The 18,742-nt window shown below is 59.1% G+C and carries 19 protein-coding genes and 1 riboswitch; of the genes, 13 read left to right on the forward strand and 6 right to left on the reverse strand.

Annotated elements, in window-relative coordinates; translation table 11 throughout:
- Window positions 1-2 precede the first annotated feature (2 nt).
- Complete coding sequence (gene yvcK / locus AB1748_RS07275; RefSeq protein ID WP_111139823.1) at window positions 3-905, reverse strand: uridine diphosphate-N-acetylglucosamine-binding protein YvcK; 903 nt, start codon at window positions 903-905, stop codon at window positions 3-5.
- Between the two features lie 204 nt (window positions 906-1,109).
- Window positions 1,110-1,243: riboswitch (molybdenum cofactor riboswitch) on the forward strand.
- Here yvcK and moaA point away from each other — a divergent pair.
- From moaA to moaE, 5 genes are all read left to right on the forward strand, one after another.
- Entirely contained in the window at window positions 1,233-2,219 is a 987-nt protein-coding gene (gene moaA / locus AB1748_RS07280) for a GTP 3',8-cyclase MoaA (RefSeq protein WP_111139824.1), read from the forward strand. It overlaps the preceding riboswitch by 11 nt.
- A 14-nt stretch (window positions 2,220-2,233) precedes the next feature.
- Entirely contained in the window at window positions 2,234-2,749 is a 516-nt protein-coding gene (gene moaB, locus AB1748_RS07285; RefSeq protein ID WP_111139825.1) for a molybdenum cofactor biosynthesis protein B, read from the forward strand.
- 11 nt (window positions 2,750-2,760) lie between these two features.
- Window positions 2,761-3,246: a cyclic pyranopterin monophosphate synthase MoaC gene (moaC, locus tag AB1748_RS07290; protein ID WP_111139826.1), complete on the forward strand. Its 486-nt coding sequence runs from the start codon at window positions 2,761-2,763 to the stop codon at window positions 3,244-3,246.
- A complete protein-coding gene (gene moaD, locus AB1748_RS07295) occupies window positions 3,239-3,484 on the forward strand; it encodes a molybdopterin synthase sulfur carrier subunit (protein ID WP_111139827.1) in 246 nt (81 codons plus the stop codon). Before moaC ends, moaD begins: the two co-directional genes overlap by 8 nt.
- Before the next feature lies 1 nt (window position 3,485).
- Window positions 3,486-3,938: a molybdopterin synthase catalytic subunit MoaE gene (gene moaE, locus AB1748_RS07300; protein ID WP_111139828.1), complete on the forward strand. Its 453-nt coding sequence runs from the start codon at window positions 3,486-3,488 to the stop codon at window positions 3,936-3,938.
- Window positions 3,939-3,993: 55 nt separating this feature from the next.
- Here moaE and AB1748_RS07305 read toward each other — a convergent pair whose 3' ends face one another.
- Window positions 3,994-4,779, reverse strand: a complete 786-nt coding sequence (locus AB1748_RS07305; protein WP_111139829.1) for an OBAP family protein — start codon at window positions 4,777-4,779, stop codon at window positions 3,994-3,996.
- Window positions 4,780-4,885: 106 nt separating this feature from the next.
- On the opposite strand from AB1748_RS07305, the gene AB1748_RS07310 reads away from it, so the two are divergent.
- Together AB1748_RS07310 and AB1748_RS07315 are read left to right on the forward strand one after the other, a co-directional pair.
- On the forward strand, window positions 4,886-5,980 hold the full coding sequence (locus tag AB1748_RS07310; protein ID WP_111139830.1) for a DUF1615 domain-containing protein: 1,095 nt from the start codon (window positions 4,886-4,888) through the stop codon (window positions 5,978-5,980).
- A gap of 195 nt (window positions 5,981-6,175) precedes the next feature.
- Entirely contained in the window at window positions 6,176-6,883 is a 708-nt protein-coding gene (locus tag AB1748_RS07315; protein ID WP_111139831.1) for a Bax inhibitor-1/YccA family protein, read from the forward strand.
- 48 nt (window positions 6,884-6,931) lie between these two features.
- On the opposite strand, the gene AB1748_RS07320 is transcribed toward AB1748_RS07315, so the two are convergent.
- Genes AB1748_RS07320 through AB1748_RS07330 form a run of 3 tightly spaced genes read right to left on the reverse strand, consistent with a single transcriptional unit; the run spans window position 6,932 to window position 9,899 of the window.
- Complete coding sequence (locus AB1748_RS07320; protein WP_111139832.1) at window positions 6,932-7,897, reverse strand: lysylphosphatidylglycerol synthase domain-containing protein; 966 nt, start codon at window positions 7,895-7,897, stop codon at window positions 6,932-6,934.
- Window positions 7,897-9,141, reverse strand: coding sequence for a cardiolipin synthase ClsB (gene clsB, locus AB1748_RS07325; protein WP_288477823.1), 1,245 nt, complete (start codon window positions 9,139-9,141; stop codon window positions 7,897-7,899). Before clsB ends, AB1748_RS07320 begins: the two co-directional genes overlap by 1 nt.
- Window positions 9,138-9,899, reverse strand: a complete 762-nt coding sequence (locus tag AB1748_RS07330) for an endonuclease/exonuclease/phosphatase family protein (protein WP_111139834.1) — start codon at window positions 9,897-9,899, stop codon at window positions 9,138-9,140. The genes clsB and AB1748_RS07330 overlap by 4 nt, the downstream gene beginning before the upstream one ends.
- A 179-nt stretch (window positions 9,900-10,078) precedes the next feature.
- Between AB1748_RS07330 and AB1748_RS07335 the strand changes: the two genes are divergently transcribed.
- The 4 genes from AB1748_RS07335 to AB1748_RS07350 all read left to right on the forward strand — a co-directional run bounded on the left by AB1748_RS07335 (window position 10,079) and on the right by AB1748_RS07350 (window position 14,263).
- A complete protein-coding gene (locus tag AB1748_RS07335) occupies window positions 10,079-10,471 on the forward strand; it encodes a YbhQ family protein (RefSeq protein ID WP_111139835.1) in 393 nt (130 codons plus the stop codon).
- A 215-nt stretch (window positions 10,472-10,686) separates the two neighbouring features.
- Window positions 10,687-12,048, forward strand: coding sequence for an ATP-dependent RNA helicase RhlE (rhlE, locus tag AB1748_RS07340; protein WP_111139836.1), 1,362 nt, complete (start codon window positions 10,687-10,689; stop codon window positions 12,046-12,048).
- 2 nt (window positions 12,049-12,050) lie between these two features.
- A complete protein-coding gene (dusC, locus tag AB1748_RS07345; RefSeq protein ID WP_111139837.1) occupies window positions 12,051-13,001 on the forward strand; it encodes a tRNA dihydrouridine(16) synthase DusC in 951 nt (316 codons plus the stop codon).
- A 71-nt stretch (window positions 13,002-13,072) separates the two neighbouring features.
- Complete coding sequence (locus tag AB1748_RS07350; RefSeq protein ID WP_111139838.1) at window positions 13,073-14,263, forward strand: MFS transporter; 1,191 nt, start codon at window positions 13,073-13,075, stop codon at window positions 14,261-14,263.
- A 19-nt stretch (window positions 14,264-14,282) separates the two neighbouring features.
- Here AB1748_RS07350 and AB1748_RS07355 read toward each other — a convergent pair whose 3' ends face one another.
- The gene (locus AB1748_RS07355) at window positions 14,283-15,884 is read right to left on the reverse strand and encodes an inorganic phosphate transporter (protein ID WP_367396183.1); all 1,602 of its coding nucleotides are present in this window, start codon (window positions 15,882-15,884) and stop codon (window positions 14,283-14,285) included.
- A gap of 256 nt (window positions 15,885-16,140) precedes the next feature.
- Between AB1748_RS07355 and AB1748_RS07360 the strand changes: the two genes are divergently transcribed.
- Both AB1748_RS07360 and AB1748_RS07365 read left to right on the forward strand, forming a co-directional pair.
- Window positions 16,141-18,015 carry a DUF2235 domain-containing protein gene (locus tag AB1748_RS07360; protein WP_367396184.1) on the forward strand — a complete coding sequence of 625 codons (1,875 nt, stop codon included), beginning with the start codon at window positions 16,141-16,143 and terminating at the stop codon, window positions 18,013-18,015.
- On the forward strand, window positions 18,006-18,665 hold the full coding sequence (locus AB1748_RS07365) for a DUF2931 family protein (RefSeq protein ID WP_367396185.1): 660 nt from the start codon (window positions 18,006-18,008) through the stop codon (window positions 18,663-18,665). The genes AB1748_RS07360 and AB1748_RS07365 overlap by 10 nt, the downstream gene beginning before the upstream one ends.
- The last annotated feature ends 77 nt before the right edge of the window (window positions 18,666-18,742 follow it).

The raw sequence follows: 18,742 nt of genomic DNA on the forward strand, positions 1-18,742 counted from the left end.
TGTCAAAACCCCTGAATGGCGTGTTCCAGCGCCACCCGTAACAGCTGGCGGTCGTGACGATAGCGGATGTCGGCGGCCTCCAGCGGTTCACGGACAATCAGGCGGTTTTCAATGCCCTGAGTTGCCACCGAGGGACCGACCACCACGGCATCAATCACCCGCTTGCCGATATAACGCTCCATCATCTGCAGCTTGTCGGCGACCGTCAGGCTGGCGGCGGCCGGGCTGAGTTCGCGGCCCAGATTGCCGATGAACACCATGGTCGCGGGCGTGCGACGCAGCGCCTGCGCCATCTCCTCCATCAGCAGGATCGGCATCAGGCTGGTATAAAAGCTCCCTGGCCCGATCAGGATCAGATCCGCTTCACCGATGGCCTGCAGCGCCTCCCGTGTGGGCTGCACAGTGGGATGCAGCATCAGCTCCTGCGGCGGCTGCTTCATCTCGTCAATCGCCGTCTCGCCGTAAACCATATTGCCTTCGGCATCCATCGCCACCAGGTCTACCGGCTGCTCCGACATCGGGATTAAAAAAGCATCCACCTTCAGCAGATTACGGATGATGTTAATCGCCTCCAGCGGACGCACGCTCAGCTGATCCAGCGCCCGCAGCATCAGGTTGCCGAGGTTGTGTCCGGCCAGCTCGCCATTCCCGGAAAAGCGATACTCGAACATCGCCGACGCGACGCTGGGTTCGGCGATTAGCTGATTGAGACAGTTGCGCATGTCGCCCCAGGCGATGCCGCCCTCGGAGCGTCGGATACGGCCGGTTGAACCGCCGTTGTCGGTAGTGGTAACGATACCGGTCAGACGCGAGCCCAGCGGGGAAAGGGCAGACATCACGCGGCCTAAACCGTGTCCGCCACCCAGCGCCACAACGCGATCAAGATCGGCCAGTGTGCGATTCATACTTCTCCTTAAAATCTGTTCGCGTGGCGAGGCTCTAAACGCTAAGCCCGCGCGCATGACTTGCGTCAAAATCTGGCGGGTATTTTAACGTATCCTGTCGCGAAAATGCGGTGAAAATTCGATATGTATAAGATTATATAGCGAAAACAGCACATGGAAGAGTGGCGTAAATCACGCTACCATCATGATTACCGCGCTGATCAAGGGGTCAGCGTACACTCAAGCCTGAATGCCTACGTCTGCGGATAGGGGATTCAGGCCGTAGCCTTAGAGCTGCCAGGGTGCAGGAAGAAATGACTGCATCTCCCAATCTGGAAAGGTGTTCTGGTGTCACAATTTACTGATGCATACGCGCGTAAGTTCTATTACCTGCGCCTGTCGGTCACGGATGTCTGTAATTTCCGCTGTACCTACTGTCTCCCTGACGGCTATAAACCGCAGGGAATTCGTAACAAAAGCTTTCTCTCACTGGATGAAATCCGTCGTGTCACGCGCGCCTTTGCCGCCGCCGGCACGGAAAAAGTGCGGCTGACCGGCGGTGAGCCGTCGCTGCGTCGCGACTTCACCGACATCATTGCGGCCGTACGTGAAAACGCCGCGATTCGTCAGATTGCGGTCACTACCAACGGTTACCGGCTGGCGCGTGATGTGAAGCAGTGGCGCGAGGCGGGGCTGACCGCGCTCAACGTCAGCGTTGACAGTCTGGACGCCCGTCAGTTTCACGCCATCACCGGTCAGGATAAGTTCCATCAGGTAATGAGCGGTATTGATGCGGCGCTGGACGCTGGCTTCCGCCAGGTCAAAGTCAACAGCGTGCTGATGCGTGATCTCAACAGCCGTAATCTCGCCACTTTCCTTGACTGGATCCGCACCCGGCCGATCCAGCTGCGCTTTATCGAGCTGATGGAGACCGGCGACGGCGGCACGCTGTTCCGCGATCAGCACGTTTCCGGCACCGTGATCCGCGATCAGCTGATCGCGCAGGGCTGGCAGCGTCGCGAAAGCGGCCGCAGTGACGGCCCGGCGCAGGTCTTTTATCACCCCGACTATGTCGGCGAAATCGGCCTGATCATGCCTTACGCCAAAGATTTCTGTGCCAGCTGCAATCGCCTGCGCGTGTCGGCGCAGGGCAATCTCCACCTTTGCCTGTTTGGCGATGGCGGCGTGCCGCTGCGCGATCTGCTGGCATCTGACGATCAGCAGGCCGAACTGCAGGCGCGGATCGCCAGCAGCCTGGGGCAGAAAAAGCAGACGCACTTCCTGCATCAGGGCAACACCGGCATCACACAGAATCTCTCTTATATTGGTGGCTAATTTCAGGAGGAAGTATGGGTAAATCCGCCAGCGAATTTCAGACCGTACAGATTGCGGTGATGACGGTGTCCGATCGACGTGACGCCAGTAACGACACCTCCGGCGACTATCTGCGCGCCGCCGCCGCAGAAGCGGGCCATGAGGTGGTCGACCACGCCATCGTGCCGGAAAATCTCTATCGCATTCGCGCCACGGTGTCGCGCTGGATCGCCAGTGAAGATGTGCAGGTGGTGATCATCAATGGCGGAACCGGCTTTAACCTGAAAAACAGCACGCCGGAAGCGCTGCAGCCGCTGTTTGATCGCGAAATTGACGGGTTCGGCGAACTCTTTCGGATGATCTCCTATGAGGAGATTGGCGGTTCGACGCTGCAGTCACGCGCCGTTGCCGGTCTGGCTAACGGGACGCTGATCCTGGCCGTGCCGGGCTCCACCAGCGCCTGCCGCACAGCCTGGGAGCGGATTATCGCGGATCAGCTCGATGCGCGCACTGCGCCCTGCAACTTTGTCTCCCATCTGAAGAAACGGTAAGAACGGTAAGCATGTCTCAACTCACACACATTAACGCGGCGGGCGAAGCGCACATGGTGGATGTCTCCGCCAAAGCCGAAACCGTCCGCGAAGCGCGGGCCGAAGTGCTGGTGCTGATGCAGCCGGACACGCTGCAGATGATTATCGAAGGCAGTCATCACAAAGGGGATGTCTTTGCCACCGCGCGCATCGCCGGTATCCAGGCCGCGAAGCGCACCTGGGAGCTGATCCCGCTCTGCCATCCGCTGATGCTGAGCAAGGTGGAGGTCAATCTGGAAGCGGAACCGGTTCACAACCGGGTGCGCATCACCTCCCTCTGCCGTTTGACCGGCAAGACCGGCGTGGAGATGGAGGCCCTGACGGCCGCCTCGGTGGCCGCACTGACCATCTACGACATGTGCAAAGCGGTGCAGAAGGACATCGTTATCGACCAGCTGCGTTTAATCAGCAAAAGCGGCGGCAAAAGCGGCGATTTTCAGGCGGTGACGCATGATTAACGTACTGTTTTTTGCCCAGGTGCGTGAGCTGACCGGCACCGCGTCGCTTGAGGTGGCTGCGGACTATCCGGATGTGGCCACGCTGCGCGCGGCACTGGCCGATCGGGACGACCGCTGGGCGCTGGCACTGGAGCCGGGCAAACTGCTGGCTGCCGTGAATCAGACGCTGGTGCCGATGACCCATCCGCTGCATGACGGGGATGAAGTCGCCTTTTTCCCGCCCGTGACCGGAGGCTGAGATGGAGACGCAGATTCGGGTTGGCCCCGCGCCTTTCGAGATGGCAGAAGCCTATCGCTGGCTGGCGGCCTGTGATGAGGATGGGGCGGTCGTAACCTTCACCGGTAAAGTCCGCAATCATAATCTGGGCGATAACGTCGCCGCGCTGACCCTGGAGCACTATCCCGGCATGACCGAGAAAGCGCTGCAGGAGATCGTCGACGCGGCGCGTGAACGCTGGCCGTTGCAGCGCGTGACGGTGATCCATCGCGTTGGCGAGCTGTTTCCCGGCGATGAAATCGTGCTGGTGGGCGTCACCAGCGCCCATCGCGGCAGCGCCTTTTCTGCCGCAGAGTTCATCATGGATTACCTGAAGACCCGCGCGCCGTTCTGGAAGCGCGAAGCCACAGAGCAGGGCGACCGCTGGGTGGACGCCCGCGACAGCGATCACCAGGCCGCACGGCGCTGGGAGTAGGCTGTCAGGCTCAGCGGGACGCGCGTGCGGCCCGCTGACGATCCCGCCAGCCTGTTTATGGCTGTTTCAGCTGCTCCGCCGGGCCAAATCCGGTCTGGCCGTGGCTGTGCTCACCGCCGCCCTCTGTGCGCTTAAGCTGAATCACCTGACCCTGCTGCCAGGCGTTGGCGCCCGCTGCCGCCGGATGCGCGACGATATCCGCCCGTCCGGCCCGGATCTGTTTAGTATCAACGTCAAACCGGCGATCGCGATCGGCCAGCAGTCGCGAGTCCATCTGCCCATCCGCGGTAAAGCCCATCATCAGCGCCGGAATGCCGATTGGCAGCGTTTTGTCGCGATCGGTGTGCCAGGTGTGCCAGGTTTTGCCGTAAGTGTTCACGATGCGCGTCATCAGGGCGTGGTCGGCGGCCTGCGGTAAGCCGGGTGCAATCAGCGTGCCCGATTTCACCTCATACTGGTGGCTGTGCCACAGCTTCTTCTCGTCGGGCGGCAGCGTGTTAAACAGCCGTTCGCTGATGATGTATTCGACCCCCATCAGCCGCGCGTCGCGCGTGTTGCCGTCATAGATCACCGCCTGCATCACGTCGTCGTTCAGGACGGTAACATAGTGGTGCGCCTCCATCTGACCGTTCTTATCGCCGTTGTAAAAATGGAAGCCGTCGAGGTAGGTATTGATAGCGTCAATCGGCGGGCGCGACTGCAGCACGCTGGCACCGCTTTCCAGCACCTTCAGCGAGGAGGAGGTGGGCGCACCCGGTGAGTGCACCTGCGCGGGCGTATTATTGGCGCCACAGCCGGTTAATATCAGGCTGAACGCCGCAACTGGCCAGAGTTTAAACATCGTAAGTTCCTTTACCGTTAAAAAAGCTAACCTTAGTTCAGTTCTCTCCTGCCTGCGCAGTGCGGGCGATGATAGAGTAGGGCTTTCGTCAATTCTGAGGACAGGTATGTCATTCACTCCGATACTGCAACGTCTGACGCTGGTCGCCGCACTGGTGCTGGCAGGCTGTAGCAGCAAAAAAACGCCTGAGGCCCCGGTCCGGCAGCCCGACGATGTCAAAGCGCAGATCCAGCGGCTGCTGCCACCGCACGTCAGCAATAAAGCGGCGTGGCGCGACGACATCTACACCACCTTCCGCACGCAGCAGATCGATCCCAGCGTCAGCAATCTCTGTGCGGTGATCGCCGTCGCGGATCAGGAGAGCAACTTCAGCGCCGAAGCCGCCGTGCCGGGCCTGTCAAAGATCGCCTGGGGTGAGATCGACCGCCGGGCGGCAAAAGTACACGTCCCCGCCTTCCTGGTGCGCACCGCGCTGCAGATTAAATCGCCGACCGGCGAGAGCTATGCCACCCGGCTGGATAACGTGCGCAGTGAAAAAGAGCTGAGCGCGATTTTTGACGACCTGATCGATATGGTGCCGATGGGCCAGACGCTGTTTGGTCATCTCAACCCGATCCACACTGGCGGGCCGATGCAGGTCAGCATTGCCTTTGCCGAAGCACATGCCAGAGGCTATCCGTGGCCCGTCGATGGCACCATCCGGCGGGAAGTCTTTACCCGCCACGGCGGGATCTACTTCGGCACGATGCATCTGCTTGGCTACCCGGCGGACTATACTCAGCCGCTCTATCGCTTCGCTGATTTCAACGCGGGCTGGTATGCAAGCCGCAACGCGGCGTTTCAGGCAGCGGTGGCGCGCGCGACCGGGATGAAGCTGGCGCTGGATGGCGATCTGATCCTCTATGGATCGGACGCGGCGGGCAGCACGGAGCTGGCGGTGCGGACGCTGTCGAAGCAGATTGATATGAGCAACAGCGCGATCCGACGCGATCTGGAAAAAGGGGATAAGGAAAGTTTCAGCGACAGCACGCTGTGGAAACAGGTCTTTACCCTGGCGGATAAGATGGCCGGCCGCCGGTTACCGCGCGAAATGCTGCCGGGCATTAAGCTCGAAAGCCCGAAAATCACCCGTAACCTCACCACGGCGTGGTTTGCGCAGCGCGTCGACAGTCGTTATCAGCAGTGTCTGTCGCGGCGCTAAGCGGCAGGTTGTGGCGCAGTTGAGCTGAGCTGTGCCACACTTAGAGATGGTGCCGGCAGGCGCGGCAGATGGCCGCCGTTCTGTTCCGCGCTCAGCCGCTTCCGGTCGTACAGACCGTGGAGGCTGACCCTGGCGGCCCCGCATTAAACCGGCTTCCTGCGGGAAGCGCGTTCCCATTTTAACAAGAGGTGCATCATGGACCGATATCCACGAAATGATTCTATCGTTCAACCCGCCTCGCGCGGGCTGCAGGCCTATATGGCTCAGGTCTATGGCTGGATGACATGCGGCCTGTTACTGACGGCATTTGTCTCATGGTTTGCGGCCCGTACGCCAGCGGTGATGGAGCTGGTGTTCGCTAACCGCATCACCTTTTTCGGGCTGATTATCGCGCAGCTGGCGCTGGTGTTTGTCCTTTCCGGCATGGTGCATCGTCTGAGCGGGGCAGTGGCCACCGGACTGTTTATGCTCTATTCGGCGCTGACCGGCCTGACGATGGCGAGCATCTTCCTGGTTTACACCTACTCCTCTATCGCCAGCACCTTCTTCGTCACGGCGGGGATGTTTGGTGCGATGACCTTCTACGGCTACACCACTAAACGCGACCTGACCCGTCTGGGCAGCCTGCTGTTTATGGCGCTGATTGGTATCCTGCTGGCGTCGCTGGTGAACTTCTGGCTGAAAAGCCCGGCGCTGATGTGGGCGATTACCTATATCGGAGTGGTGGTGTTTGTGGGCCTGACCGCCTATGACACGCAGAAGCTGAAAAATATCGGTGAGCAGATCGATGCCCGCGACACGGAAAACCTGCGTCGCTACTCGATTATGGGCGCGCTGACGCTCTATCTCGACTTCATCAACCTGTTCCTGATGCTGCTGCGGATCTTCGGCAACCGCCGCTAAGCGGATAATGCACAAAAGGAGGCGCAGCGGCTGCGCCTCCTTTTTTTATTACGACTTCTGCAGCTTCTGCTCGTTCTTCTGACGCAGATGTTTTGCCCGACTCTCCAGCCCCAGATAGAGCACCAGCGCCAGCAGCAGCGGCAGAATAAAGTAGAGCACGCGATAGGCCAGCAGCGCCGCAATAATGGTGCCGTGCGAGGCGTGCTGACCGCTGAGCAGGGCGAGGAAGACCGCTTCCAGTACGCCGATGCCGGCCGGAATATGAATGATCACCCCCGCAATACTGCTGATCAGCAGCACGCCCAGCACCATCGGATACCCGACGTCACGCCCCAGCAGCAGCCAGATAATCGCGCCCATCACCATCCAGTTGGCACAGGAGACGGCGAACTGCAGCAGCGCCATGCGCAGCGAGGGCAGCTGCAGCGTCTGGCCTTTTATCGTCCAGCGGCGCTGCTTCGAGAAGGCGCAGGCCCAGAGATAGACCGCCACCAGCACCAGCAGGATGACGCCGATAAGACGCAGCGTGGTTTCGCCGATGAACCAGCCGCCGGGGATCGACACCATACCCGCGCTGAACACCACGCCCGCCAGCAGAATATAGCCGAGCCAGTTTGTGGCGATACTCAGAGAGAAGATGCGGGTGATGGTGCCGCTGTCGAGCCCCAGCCGGGAGTAGAGCCGGTAGCGCATGGCGACGCCGCCCACCCAGGTACTCAGCGTCAGGTTAAAGGCGTAACAGATAAACGACACCAGCATCACCTGTCGCTTCGCCAGTTTGTGACCGCAGTAGGCGCGGCCGATCAGGTCATAGCAGCCATAAACCAGGTAACTCAGCACTACCAGTCCGGCGGCTGTCAGTACCACAAAGCGGTTGTAGTTGACGATGACGTCATAAACATCTTCCCAGTTCACTTTGCGGGCGTAGACCACCAGCAGTACCACGACCGCGATGAAGAACAGCACGGTGAGGATTTTTTTGGCGAGTTGCCAGCGTGGATGTTTTTTTGCCATCAGGATTTCGCTCCAGGGTTGTCAGCTTCAATGCGATCCTGAGTTTCTATTTCAGGCTGAACCGGCGCGGCGACCTGCGCCAGACGCGGGGTATGCGCAGGCAGCCAGCCCGCGATGGCCGGGAAATGACGCAGAAAGTGGAACACCACCACGCTTTTACTCAGTTGCCACCAGTTACGTGGCGGCAGGCGATCTTCCTGCACACGCTGACAGTCGTGGGTTATCAGCGCATCCAGATTGTCACGCAGCGTCTGGTTAAAGGGGCGATCGTGGATGATCAGGTTAGCCTCCAGGTTCAGCGACAGGCTGAGCGGATCGAGGTTGCTGGAGCCAACGGTGGCCCAGTGATCGTCGCAGACCGCCACTTTGCCGTGCAGCGGACGACGGATATATTCATAGACCTCCACGCCGCCATCCACCAGATAGTTGTAGAGCAGTTCTGCGCCCACCTTTACAATCGGCATATCCGGCTCGCCCTGAACGATCAGCTTCACGCGGACGCCGCGCTGCGCGGCATTGCGCATCTCACGCAGCAGCCGGTAGCCGGGGAAAAAGTAGGCGTTGGCGATAATCACCTCCCGTTTCGCCTTGCGCAGCATCTCCATGTAATGCTTTTCGATGTCATCGCGATGCTCGTCGTTGTCGCGATAGACGTAGAGCACCTGCGCATCGCCGGGTGTGGCGTTCACCGCCGGACGATGAGAGCGCCCGCCCCACCAGCGGCGGGTAGGCTGTTCGCTGCCGATCGCCTGCTGCAGATAGCGGGCGATATCGCCCACCACCGGTCCTTTGACCTGCACCGCGTAATCCTGCTTCGCCTCCGGGCCATAATCGGTGTTGTGCTCGGCGGAGAAGTTGATGCCGCCGACAAAGGCCACCACGTCATCCACCACCACGGTTTTGCGGTGCAGACGGCGAAACACGTTGGTGCGCATCCCCATCACCAGCGGACGTGGATCGTAATAGATAAAGCGCACGCCCGCGCTGGTCAGGCTGTTCACGAACTGATCGGAGAGCTCGGCGGAGCCGTAACCGTCGACCATTACCTCGACCCGGACACCCCGCTGGGCCGCCGCCAGCAGTTCACGGTGCAGGGCGTTGCCCACCTCATCCTCGAACAGGATAAAGGTTTCGATGAGCACCGTACGCTCCGCCCGCTGGATCGCGCCAAAGACCCGTGGGAAAAACGCTTCGCCATTCTCCAGCAACAGCAGCCGGTTGCCGTCCTGCCAGTTAAAATTCATAGGTGAATCTCCACCGCCAGCGGCGCGTGATCGGAAAGGTGTGACCAGGGTTTACGCGGCAGCGCCCACGGATGACTGACGGTGGCGTTGCGGACATAGATGCGGTCGAGCCGCAGGATAGGGAAGCGTGCCGGGAAGGTGCGCGCCGGGCGTCCGGTCTTCATGCTGAATACCTCTTTCAGGCCTGCGCCCTGTTTTAAAATGGCGTTGGCGCGTCGCTGCCAGTCGTTGAAATCGCCCGCCACGACGACCGGGGCATCGGGCGGCAGAGAGGTCACCATTTCACAGATTTTTTTCATCTGCGCGTGACGATGGGCCTCCTTCAGACCCAGATGCACGCAGATAACGTGCAGCGTGCCGTGCGGCTCGGGCAGGGCGATCTGACAGTGCAGCATGCCGCGATTCTCGCTGCCCGCGACCGAAATATCGCGGTTCTCATACTCAGTAATCGGGAAGCGCGACAGCACCGCATTGCCGTGATGGCCCTCGGGATAAACGGCATTGCGCCCGTAGGCATAGTCGTTCCACATGGTGTCAGCCAGAAACTCGTAATGGGAGGAGGCGGGCCACGCTTCATGATTAAGCGAATGAATAGCGTGGGTGCCCATCACCTCCTGCAGAAAGACCACATCCGCCGCCGTGGCGCGAACGGCTTCGCGTAATTCCGGCAGGATGAAGCGGCGATTAAAAGGGGCGAAACCCTTGTGTGTATTGATCGTCAGGACTTTTATTGAAAATCCTTGCTGGTTTTGTGGCATACTCGCGACGCGCTCCTTTTCATCATCAACAGAATCAAAGTGTAGTCTTTGTCACAAATGGAGGGGGAAGGCGCGCGATATTTAGGGCGTTATCCGAAAATTGTTTTACATTGAGGAAACCGTTTCCGGCTTGTGCCGGTAGCACTTGGGCGACCTGTTGGGTCTGCCAGGAGAAATGAATGAAATGGTCTAATCGTATTCAAATCATTACGGGTCAGACGTTGATGCATATCGTGATGCATCTGCTGGTCGTCGCGGCACTCATCTGGGGCTGGCAGCATAAAGCGCTGGTGGATGTCTGCAGTGTGCTGGTGGCGATGTATGCAGTGGTGTTTGTTGCCATGCTGGTAACACAGCGCATCGCACGTTTACGGACGCTGGGTGATTATTTTGAAGAAGCGACCACCACTTACTACTTTGGCGCCGCCATGATGACACTGTTTCTGGTGTCGCGGATTTACCACAACAACCTGCTGCTGGCGTCTCTCGGCGTGGTGATGTTGCTGGGCCCGGCGCTGGTCTCGCTGCTGGCGAAAGAGCCGGCGCGGCGAATCGAAAACAAACGTAGCTAAGCTGAAGGCCACCGCGAGGTGGCCTTCCTGTTTTCAGCGCCTTAAGTTGTCAGTAAATGTGAGCTATCTCGCACACTTCATTTAAAGCTGCTACACTCGGCCGCTTACGCATCGTAGTTTGTGCCCTTTTCACGCGTCAGCCCCAGCTGCCGTCACTATCCCTCTGAAAACTACACCGTGAATCACGGTCAGAGCGGACCGGAGTAAACCACGTAATGTCTTTTGACTCTCTCGGCCTGAGTGCCGATATTTTGCGCGCGGTTGCCGAACAAGGCTACAGCGAACCGACACCTATCCAGCGCCAGGCGATTCCTGTGGTGCTGGCTGGCCGCGATCTGCTGGCGAGTGCCCAGACCGGCACCGGTAAAACAGCCGGTTTTACCTTACCCCTTTTACAGAAACTCTCTGCCAGCGCGAAACCCGTGCGCGGCCGTCGTCCGGTGCGTGCCCTGATCCTGACCCCGACCCGTGAGCTGGCCGCGCAGGTTGGCGAAAACGTCAGCGACTACAGCAAATACCTGACCCTGCGCTCGATGGTGGTGTTTGGTGGCGTCAGCATCAACCCGCAGATGGTAAAACTGCGCGGCGGCGTTGATGTGCTGGTCGCGACCCCTGGCCGTCTGCTGGATCTGGCCCACCAGAATGCGGTTGACCTGTCGCAGGTCGAAGTGCTGGTGCTGGATGAAGCGGACCGGATGCTCGATATGGGCTTCATCCACGACATCCGTCGCGTGCTGGCGCGCCTGCCGGCCAAACGTCAGAACCTGCTGTTCTCCGCCACCTTCTCTGACGAGATCAAAGGCCTGGCGGAAAAACTGCTGACTAACCCGGAGATGGTGGAAGTGGCTCGTCGCAACACCGCCTCTGAGCAGGTGGCCCAGCAGGTGCACTTCGTGGATAAGAAGCGTAAGCGGGAACTGCTGTCGCAGCTGATCGGCGAAGGCAACTGGCAGCAGGTGCTGGTCTTTACCCGTACCAAACATGGCGCGAACCACCTTGCCGAGCAGCTGGGCAAAGATGGTATTACCGCCGCCGCTATCCACGGCAACAAGAGCCAGGGTGCCCGTACCCGCGCGCTGGCCGACTTTAAGTCAGGCGCCATTCGCGTCCTGGTCGCCACCGATATCGCCGCGCGCGGCCTGGATATCGAAGAGCTGCCGCACGTCGTGAACTACGAGCTGCCGAACGTGGCCGAAGATTACGTTCACCGTATTGGCCGTACCGGCCGTGCGGCGGCCACCGGTTCAGCACTGTCGCTGGTCTGCGTGGATGAGCACAAACTGCTGCGTGATATCGAGCGTCTGCTGAAGCGCGAGATCCCACGCCTGGCGATTGCCGGTTTTGAGCCGGATCCGAGCATTAAAGCGGAACCGATCATCAACGGCCGTCAGCAGCAGTCACGCGGTGGTGCAGGCGGCGGCCGGGGTCGCGGCCAGGGCGGGCAGGGGGCAGGCGCACCACGCTCATCCGGCGAACGCCGCCCACAGGCGCGTCGTCAGGGTCAGCCTGCTCCGCAGGGCGATAAGCCCGCGTCCCGTCCGCGTCGTCCCGCTCCGAAGCGCACCGGGAACGTCTGATAATGCGGGTTTTACTGGCTCCGATGGAGGGCGTACTGGATTCACTGGTACGCCAGCTGTTGTCGGAAGTGAATGACTACGATCTCTGTATCACAGAGTTTCTGCGCGTGGTCGATCAGCTGCTGCCGGTAAAATCCTTTTATCGCCTCTGCCCCGAACTGCATCACGCCAGCCGCACGCCCTCCGGCACGCGGGTGCGTATGCAGTTACTGGGGCAGCATCCCGAATGGCTGGCCGAGAACGCCGCACGCGCGGTGGCGCTGGGCTCCTGGGGTGTCGACCTCAACTGCGGCTGTCCCTCTAAGCTGGTCAACGGCAGCGGAGGCGGCGCAACGCTGCTGAAAGATCCCGATCTGATTTATCGCGGCGCGAAAGCGATGCGCGAAGCGGTGCCTGCGGATTTGCCGGTGACGGTAAAAGTGCGGCTCGGCTGGGACTCCAGCGCCCGCAGTCTGGAGATTGCCGATGCGGTTCAGCAGGCCGGTGCCAGCGAACTGACGGTACACGGACGAACCAAAGAAGAGGGCTATCGCGCAGAGGCGATCAACTGGCAGGCGATTGGCGAAATTCGTCAGCGGCTGCGGATTCCGGTGATTGCCAACGGCGAGATATGGGACTGGCAAAGCGCGCAAAACTGTATGGCGGTGACCGGCTGCGATGCGGTGATGATTGGCCGTGGCGCACTGAACATCCCGAACCTGAGCCGGGTGGTGAAATATAACGAACCGCCGATGGCCTGGCCTGAGGTGGTGCGTCTGTTGCAGAAATACAGCCGCCTGGAGAAGCAGGGCGACACCGGCCTCTATCATGTGGCACGCATCAAGCAGTGGCTTGGCTATCTGCGCAAAGCTTATGGCGAAGCAGACGGCTTATTCAGTGAAATCCGGGCGTTAAAGAACTCGGGCGACATCGCGCAGGCGATCGATCGTCACGCGAACGTTCACGGTTTGTGAAAAAAAATCTGGCGACCCACCGATCGCCTGACGGTATAGTGGGCCAAACTTCCTGACCCTCCAGGGCTGCTATGTCTGACACTGCCGGGTTGAGCAACAGCCAGCTCAACAAACGTATCCTTTCTGTCATCATCTTCACCTTCTTCTGTTATCTCTCTGTAGGGCTGCCGCTGGCGGTGCTGCCGGGCTTCGTTAAAAATCACCTGGGCTTCAGCTCTTTCATCGCCGGGCTGATTATCAGCATTCAGTATTTTGCCACGCTGCTCAGTCGTCCTCAGTCGGGTCGCCTGGCCGATCGCCTGGGGCCGAAGCGGGTGGTGATGCTGGGGCTGCTCTGCTGCGGTATGAGCGGGGTGCTGACCATTCTGGCCGCGCTGATGAGCAGCTGGCCGTGGCTGAGTCTGGCGCTGCTGGCCATTGGCCGGCTGTTTCTCGGGGTGGGGGAGAGCTTCAGCAGCACCGGCTCCACGCTGTGGGGGATGAATATTGTCGGGCCGCTGCAGACGGCGCGCGTCATCTCCTGGAATGGTGTCGCAACCTATCTGGCGATGGCCGTGGGCGCGCCGCTGGGCGTGCTGCTGAACAGCGCCGCAGGCATGAGCGGGTTTGCCGGGCTGATTGCGCTGATGGGCCTGGGCGGCTATCTGATGGCCAGCCGCAAACCGGCGGTCACGGTCAGCGTCGGTGAGCGCATCCCGTTTCATCGCGTCTTCTCCCGCGTCTGGCTTTATGGCCTGGCGCTGGGGTTTGGCACGATTGGCTTTGGCGTGATCGCGACCTTTATTACGCTCTATTTCGCCAGTCGCGGCTGGCAGGGGGCCGCCTATGCGCTGACGCTCTTCAGTCTGGGCTTTGTGCTGGTGCGACTGGGGTTTGGTCGCTTTATCATCCGCTTTGGTGGCCTGCGCGTTTCGCTCTGCTCTTTCCTGCTGGAGGCGCTGGGGCTGATGCTGATCTGGCAGGCGGACAGCGCCTGGCTGGTGGGCGCAGGCGCGTTTCTCACCGGTAGCGGGTTTTCGCTGGTCTTTCCTGCGCTGGGCGTGGAGGCGGTTAAGCGGGTCGAACGGCAGGACCAGGGCTCGGCGCTGGGCACCTATTCCGCCTTTCTCGATCTGGGTCTGGGATTAACCGGCCCGGTGGCGGGCGTGCTGATCGGGCACTGGGGGATGCAGTCGGTCTATCTGGCCGCCGCCATGATGGTGCTGGGCGCGCTGCTGATCACGCTGCGGCTCTGGCAGCAGCAGCGGCTCGCCGCCGGCTGAGCGGCGAGCCAGCGGCCGGTCAGAAATGGGTAAAGAGCCAGTAGAGCAGGGCGGAGAGCAGCACAGATACCGGCAGCGTTAAGACCCAGGCGACGGCCAGGTTACGCAGCGTCGAAAACTGCAGGCCGGAGCGGTTCGCCGCCATCGTTCCCGCCACGCCGGATGAGAGCACATGGGTGGTGGAGACTGGCAGGCCAAAGCCATCGGCTGCACCAATGGTAGCCATCGCCACCAGCTCGGCGCTGGCACCCTGGGCATAGCTCAGATGCGTTTTCCCGATCCGTTCTCCCACCGTCACTACAATCCGGCGCCAGCCCACCATTGTTCCCAGCCCCAGCGCAATCGCCACCACCACTTTCACCCACATCGGGATAAAGCGGGTGGCGCTGTCGAGTTCCGTTTTCACCGCTTTGAGGTTCCGCGCCGTCTCCGGCGGCAGAGCCACCTTCGCCGTCTGCAGATGTTTGATCGACTCTGAGGCGAGATACATCTGGTTGCGGGTGTTGGTCACCGCCTGCGCCGGAATATTGTCCATAGAGCCGTAGCGACGGATCTGATCGCCCACCTCGCTGAGCGTCTCCGCCAGCGCCGGTAGCACGCTGGCATTCATCCGGTTACTGCCGACAAAACCGGTCAGCACGTCACGGGCCACCGGCGACGGCGTGGCAGCCGGTTGCAGCTGCAGCAGCTGGTGGGCCGTTACTTCCGTAAGCGCGGCCACGCGCGGGATCTGATCGGCGGGCAGCGATCGGTTCAGGGCGTAGGCGATCGGCATGGTGCCGACCAGGATCAGCATAATCAGCCCCATCCCTTTCTGCCCGTCGTTGGAGCCGTGCGCAAATGAGACCCCGGTACAGGTCAGGATCAGCAGCCCGCGGATCCAGACCGGCGGTGGCTGATCGCTTTCCGGTGCCTGATAGAGCTGGCGATTGCGGATAAAGAGCTTCATGACCCAGAGCAGCAGTCCGGCGCAGACAAAACCGACCACCGGCGACAGCAGCAGGGCATAGCCGACCTTGAGGGCCTGATCCCAGTCCACACCGCTCACTCCGCTGCGCCCGTGCAGCATCGCGTTGGCGACGCCGACGCCGATAATTGAGCCAATCAGCGTATGGGAGGAGGAGGAGGGCAGGCCGAAATACCAGGTGCCGAGGTTCCAGATAATGGCGGAAAAGAGCAATGCATAGACCATCGCGAAGCCATTGCCGCTGCTGGCCTGCAGGATCAGCTCAACCGGCAGCAGCGAGATGATGCCGAACGCCACCACGCCGCTGGAGAGCAGTACCCCCATAAAGTTACAGAAACCGGACCAGATTACCGCCGCGCCCGGCGTCAGCGAATGGGTATAGATCACCGTGGCGACCGCGTTAGCGGTGTCGTGAAAACCGTTGACGAACTCGAAGCCGAGCGCAATCAGCAGCGCCAGCCCCAGCAGAAAAAAGGGCAGGTAGCTGGTCACCGGCATATTGGTCTCTTCCACGTCACTGACCAGGTTCAGTCCGGCAAAGGTCAGTCCGGCGATCAGCAGAAGAAAAAACAGCGGTTTGCTGAAGCGGCTGTTTTTGCCGCTGAAGTCGGGGCGGCCGCGGGCGGATGAGGAGGAGAGACTGTTTTCGCTCATGGTGTACCTCAGGTCACTGATGCCGGATGCCGATTGCACCCGATCAAAGCAGTGTGATACGCGCTTTATATGACAGAAAAATGATGGGCGGGCTGGCGGAAAAGTTCATTATCTGATGGCGATATTAAAAGCTAACACCATTAGCAGCGATGCCACATTCAGGCACTTTGACCGCAAGCAGTAGCCTGGCATTTGGGTCAAGTGATGATTAAGGTATGATGCGCTTACTTAATAGCCATGCAGTTAATGAGGGATTATGACTGAAGGTTTTTTTTTATATCACCTGGATAAAACCACCTGCGGTGGACGGATCCTTAGCGGTGCGTCTGATGATACGTATACCATCGGCGGCATTGAGCGCCAGCAGGTACGGGAAGGCGATCCGGTGACCTGCGGAAAACATGAAGGACGGTTTCGCGTCTGCGGGGGAATGGGGGACACTTATGAGGTAAATGGTGTCCTGAAAGAGTGGGCGGGCTCTCTTCACAGTTACAGCTCCTGCCCCTGTCGTGCCCGTTTTATTCCCTCTGTCAGCACGCACACTTACGAGATCGACAGCAATGCCGGCCGTGCGGCTGAACGGGCTGAAGCAGCAGAGAGAAAAATACAGCAATCTGAGCCTGAACAGCGTGCACAGGCAGCGAAGAAGAAACGGGAAATCACGCTCACCATCGGGGTGTTCTTTGATGGAACGGGCAACAATGCGAATAACAGCGGCGCTCGGCAGGCCGCTTGTTCCGGCGAACATTTTGGGATGAATGATGCGGAGGCTACATCTGGATTAGAGCAGTGCCTGAGACTGAATCAAGGAGTCAGCGGCACCGCTGCCGGAAGCTATCTTGGCTATTACAGTAACGTATACTGGCTCAATACGCTTTATAGCCCGGATGTGATGCCCGATACGGGAACAGGCCAGTATGCCATTTATATTGAAGGTATCGGTACAGAGGACGGCACGGGCGACAGCACTTACGGTATGGGTACCGGCCGGGGTGATAACGGCGTAGTGAGAAAAACAGATAAAGCTGTTGCCATACTGGCTGCGGCTATTAAGGGGTATTTCAACAGACATGCCGCTGCGCGTACCTGCGTCATTAAAGAGCTACAGTTTGATATTTTTGGCTTCAGCCGGGGAGCTGCAGCGGCACGGCATTTTGCCAACCGGATATTCAGTCAGGACAGAACCATTATCTCGGCAATTAAGATCGGGCTGGGGGACGTTGAGTTCTCCGGTACACCGGGGGGCAAAACCCGATTTCTGGGAATTTTCGATACCGTGGCAGCTATCGGAACGCCGGTTAATGGCCTGAACCCACACAGCGCAGATACCGGTGAGGTGAATCTTATGCTGCGTCCGGGCGTGGCGGAAAAGGTATTCCATATCACCGCACAGCACGAATGCCGGTTTAACTTTGCACTGAACAGCGTCAAACCAGCCTGGCCGGAGCTGGCCCTGCCTGGTGCGCACTCCGACATTGGCGGAGGTTACAATCCGGAGGAACGCGAAGCCTGTTTCCTTACCCGGCCGGAGTTTGAAACTGTACCGATCACGACTCCTGATACAGAAACGCGGATTTTTCGGCAGACCTGCGCACAGCTTAAAACGATGGACGGCTATCCGGCGATAGCGCCGCTGCTGAATGCCGTGAAGGTAAATGCAGATGTCTGGCATGACGACAGAATGCCAGCCGATCGCTACGGCACACTACAAAAACGCAGTGGTGCGGCACTGGTTATTGACAGACTAACCCGCAATGACTGGTCGAAGGTGGTGCTACGGGTAATGCTTGATGCGGCGCAGGATGCCGGTGTGGTGTTTGAACCTGTCGATGAAACCAATCCTGATTTTGCGCTGGGTGCAGAAATGAGTGGACTGAGTGAAAAAGCGATTGTCATGGGGCGTGCGGTTCGAAATAGTCAATCTGCATCCGGCTTTACAACTCCCGAAATCCTGATGCTGGCCGAAAAATACATTCACTGTTCAGCCAACTGGAACGGTGTGGTGAGGGATGACCAGGGAATGATCAGTGGTGCGGTCAGACCGGCACAGCTCGTGACATTTACTAACAGACCGGACGAACGCTGGCAGCGTACGGTTTACGATATGGACGGGAATAAAATATGGAAATAAAACGCGTTGCAGGACTTCTTTCAGTGCTGGCGTTGACAGCCTGTCAGCGAGAAACAGACTACAGTAACGCTCCTCAGAACGGTACACCGGTAGAATGGACGTTTGATTTCTTCACGCCTAAAGCATTACCCGCATTGGTGACGTATGCAGTAGTTCAGGACGCAGATGATAAAGTTTATGAGTTTAACACTCTGAACCGTACATCTGCTCTGCCTGGCGTTATCGGGCAGTGGAATGACAAAGATCGTGCTTCTGGTGGCTACTGGAATCATGTTGAGCGCCCGCCAAGGCATATTATTTTCTGCTGGGACTCGATTATCGATAAAAAAGTGTATCAGACCACTCTGACTATTCCTAAAGCCGATCTGGAGAAAATGGTCAGACCGGCCGTGCAGAAAGACCATTGGGGGAAAATAGCATATTACGACAGAGTACAAATAGGTCTGGCTCCGGGGGGAAAGGTAGCTGTCTGGTTGCAGGGGATCCGATCTGAGCCTAATTATCGTATCACACCGTCAATTCTGAAAACCGTCTCAGGAGATAACCTGGATATCTGTAAAGGAATAACTAAACATCCAAATGGATATAAATATTATGGAGATACACCTGATTTTATCAAAGGGAAGAAATATCCTTACGGCCGATGGTAACGATCCCGATATATTTAATAATTGGTGGAAAGGATATTCATTTCAGCCCTTTTAAAAGGGTGGTGAGTGAAACTGTT

This window comes from Pantoea sp. Ep11b, assembly GCF_040783975.1.
Taxonomy (GTDB): Bacteria; Pseudomonadota; Gammaproteobacteria; order Enterobacterales; family Enterobacteriaceae; genus Pantoea.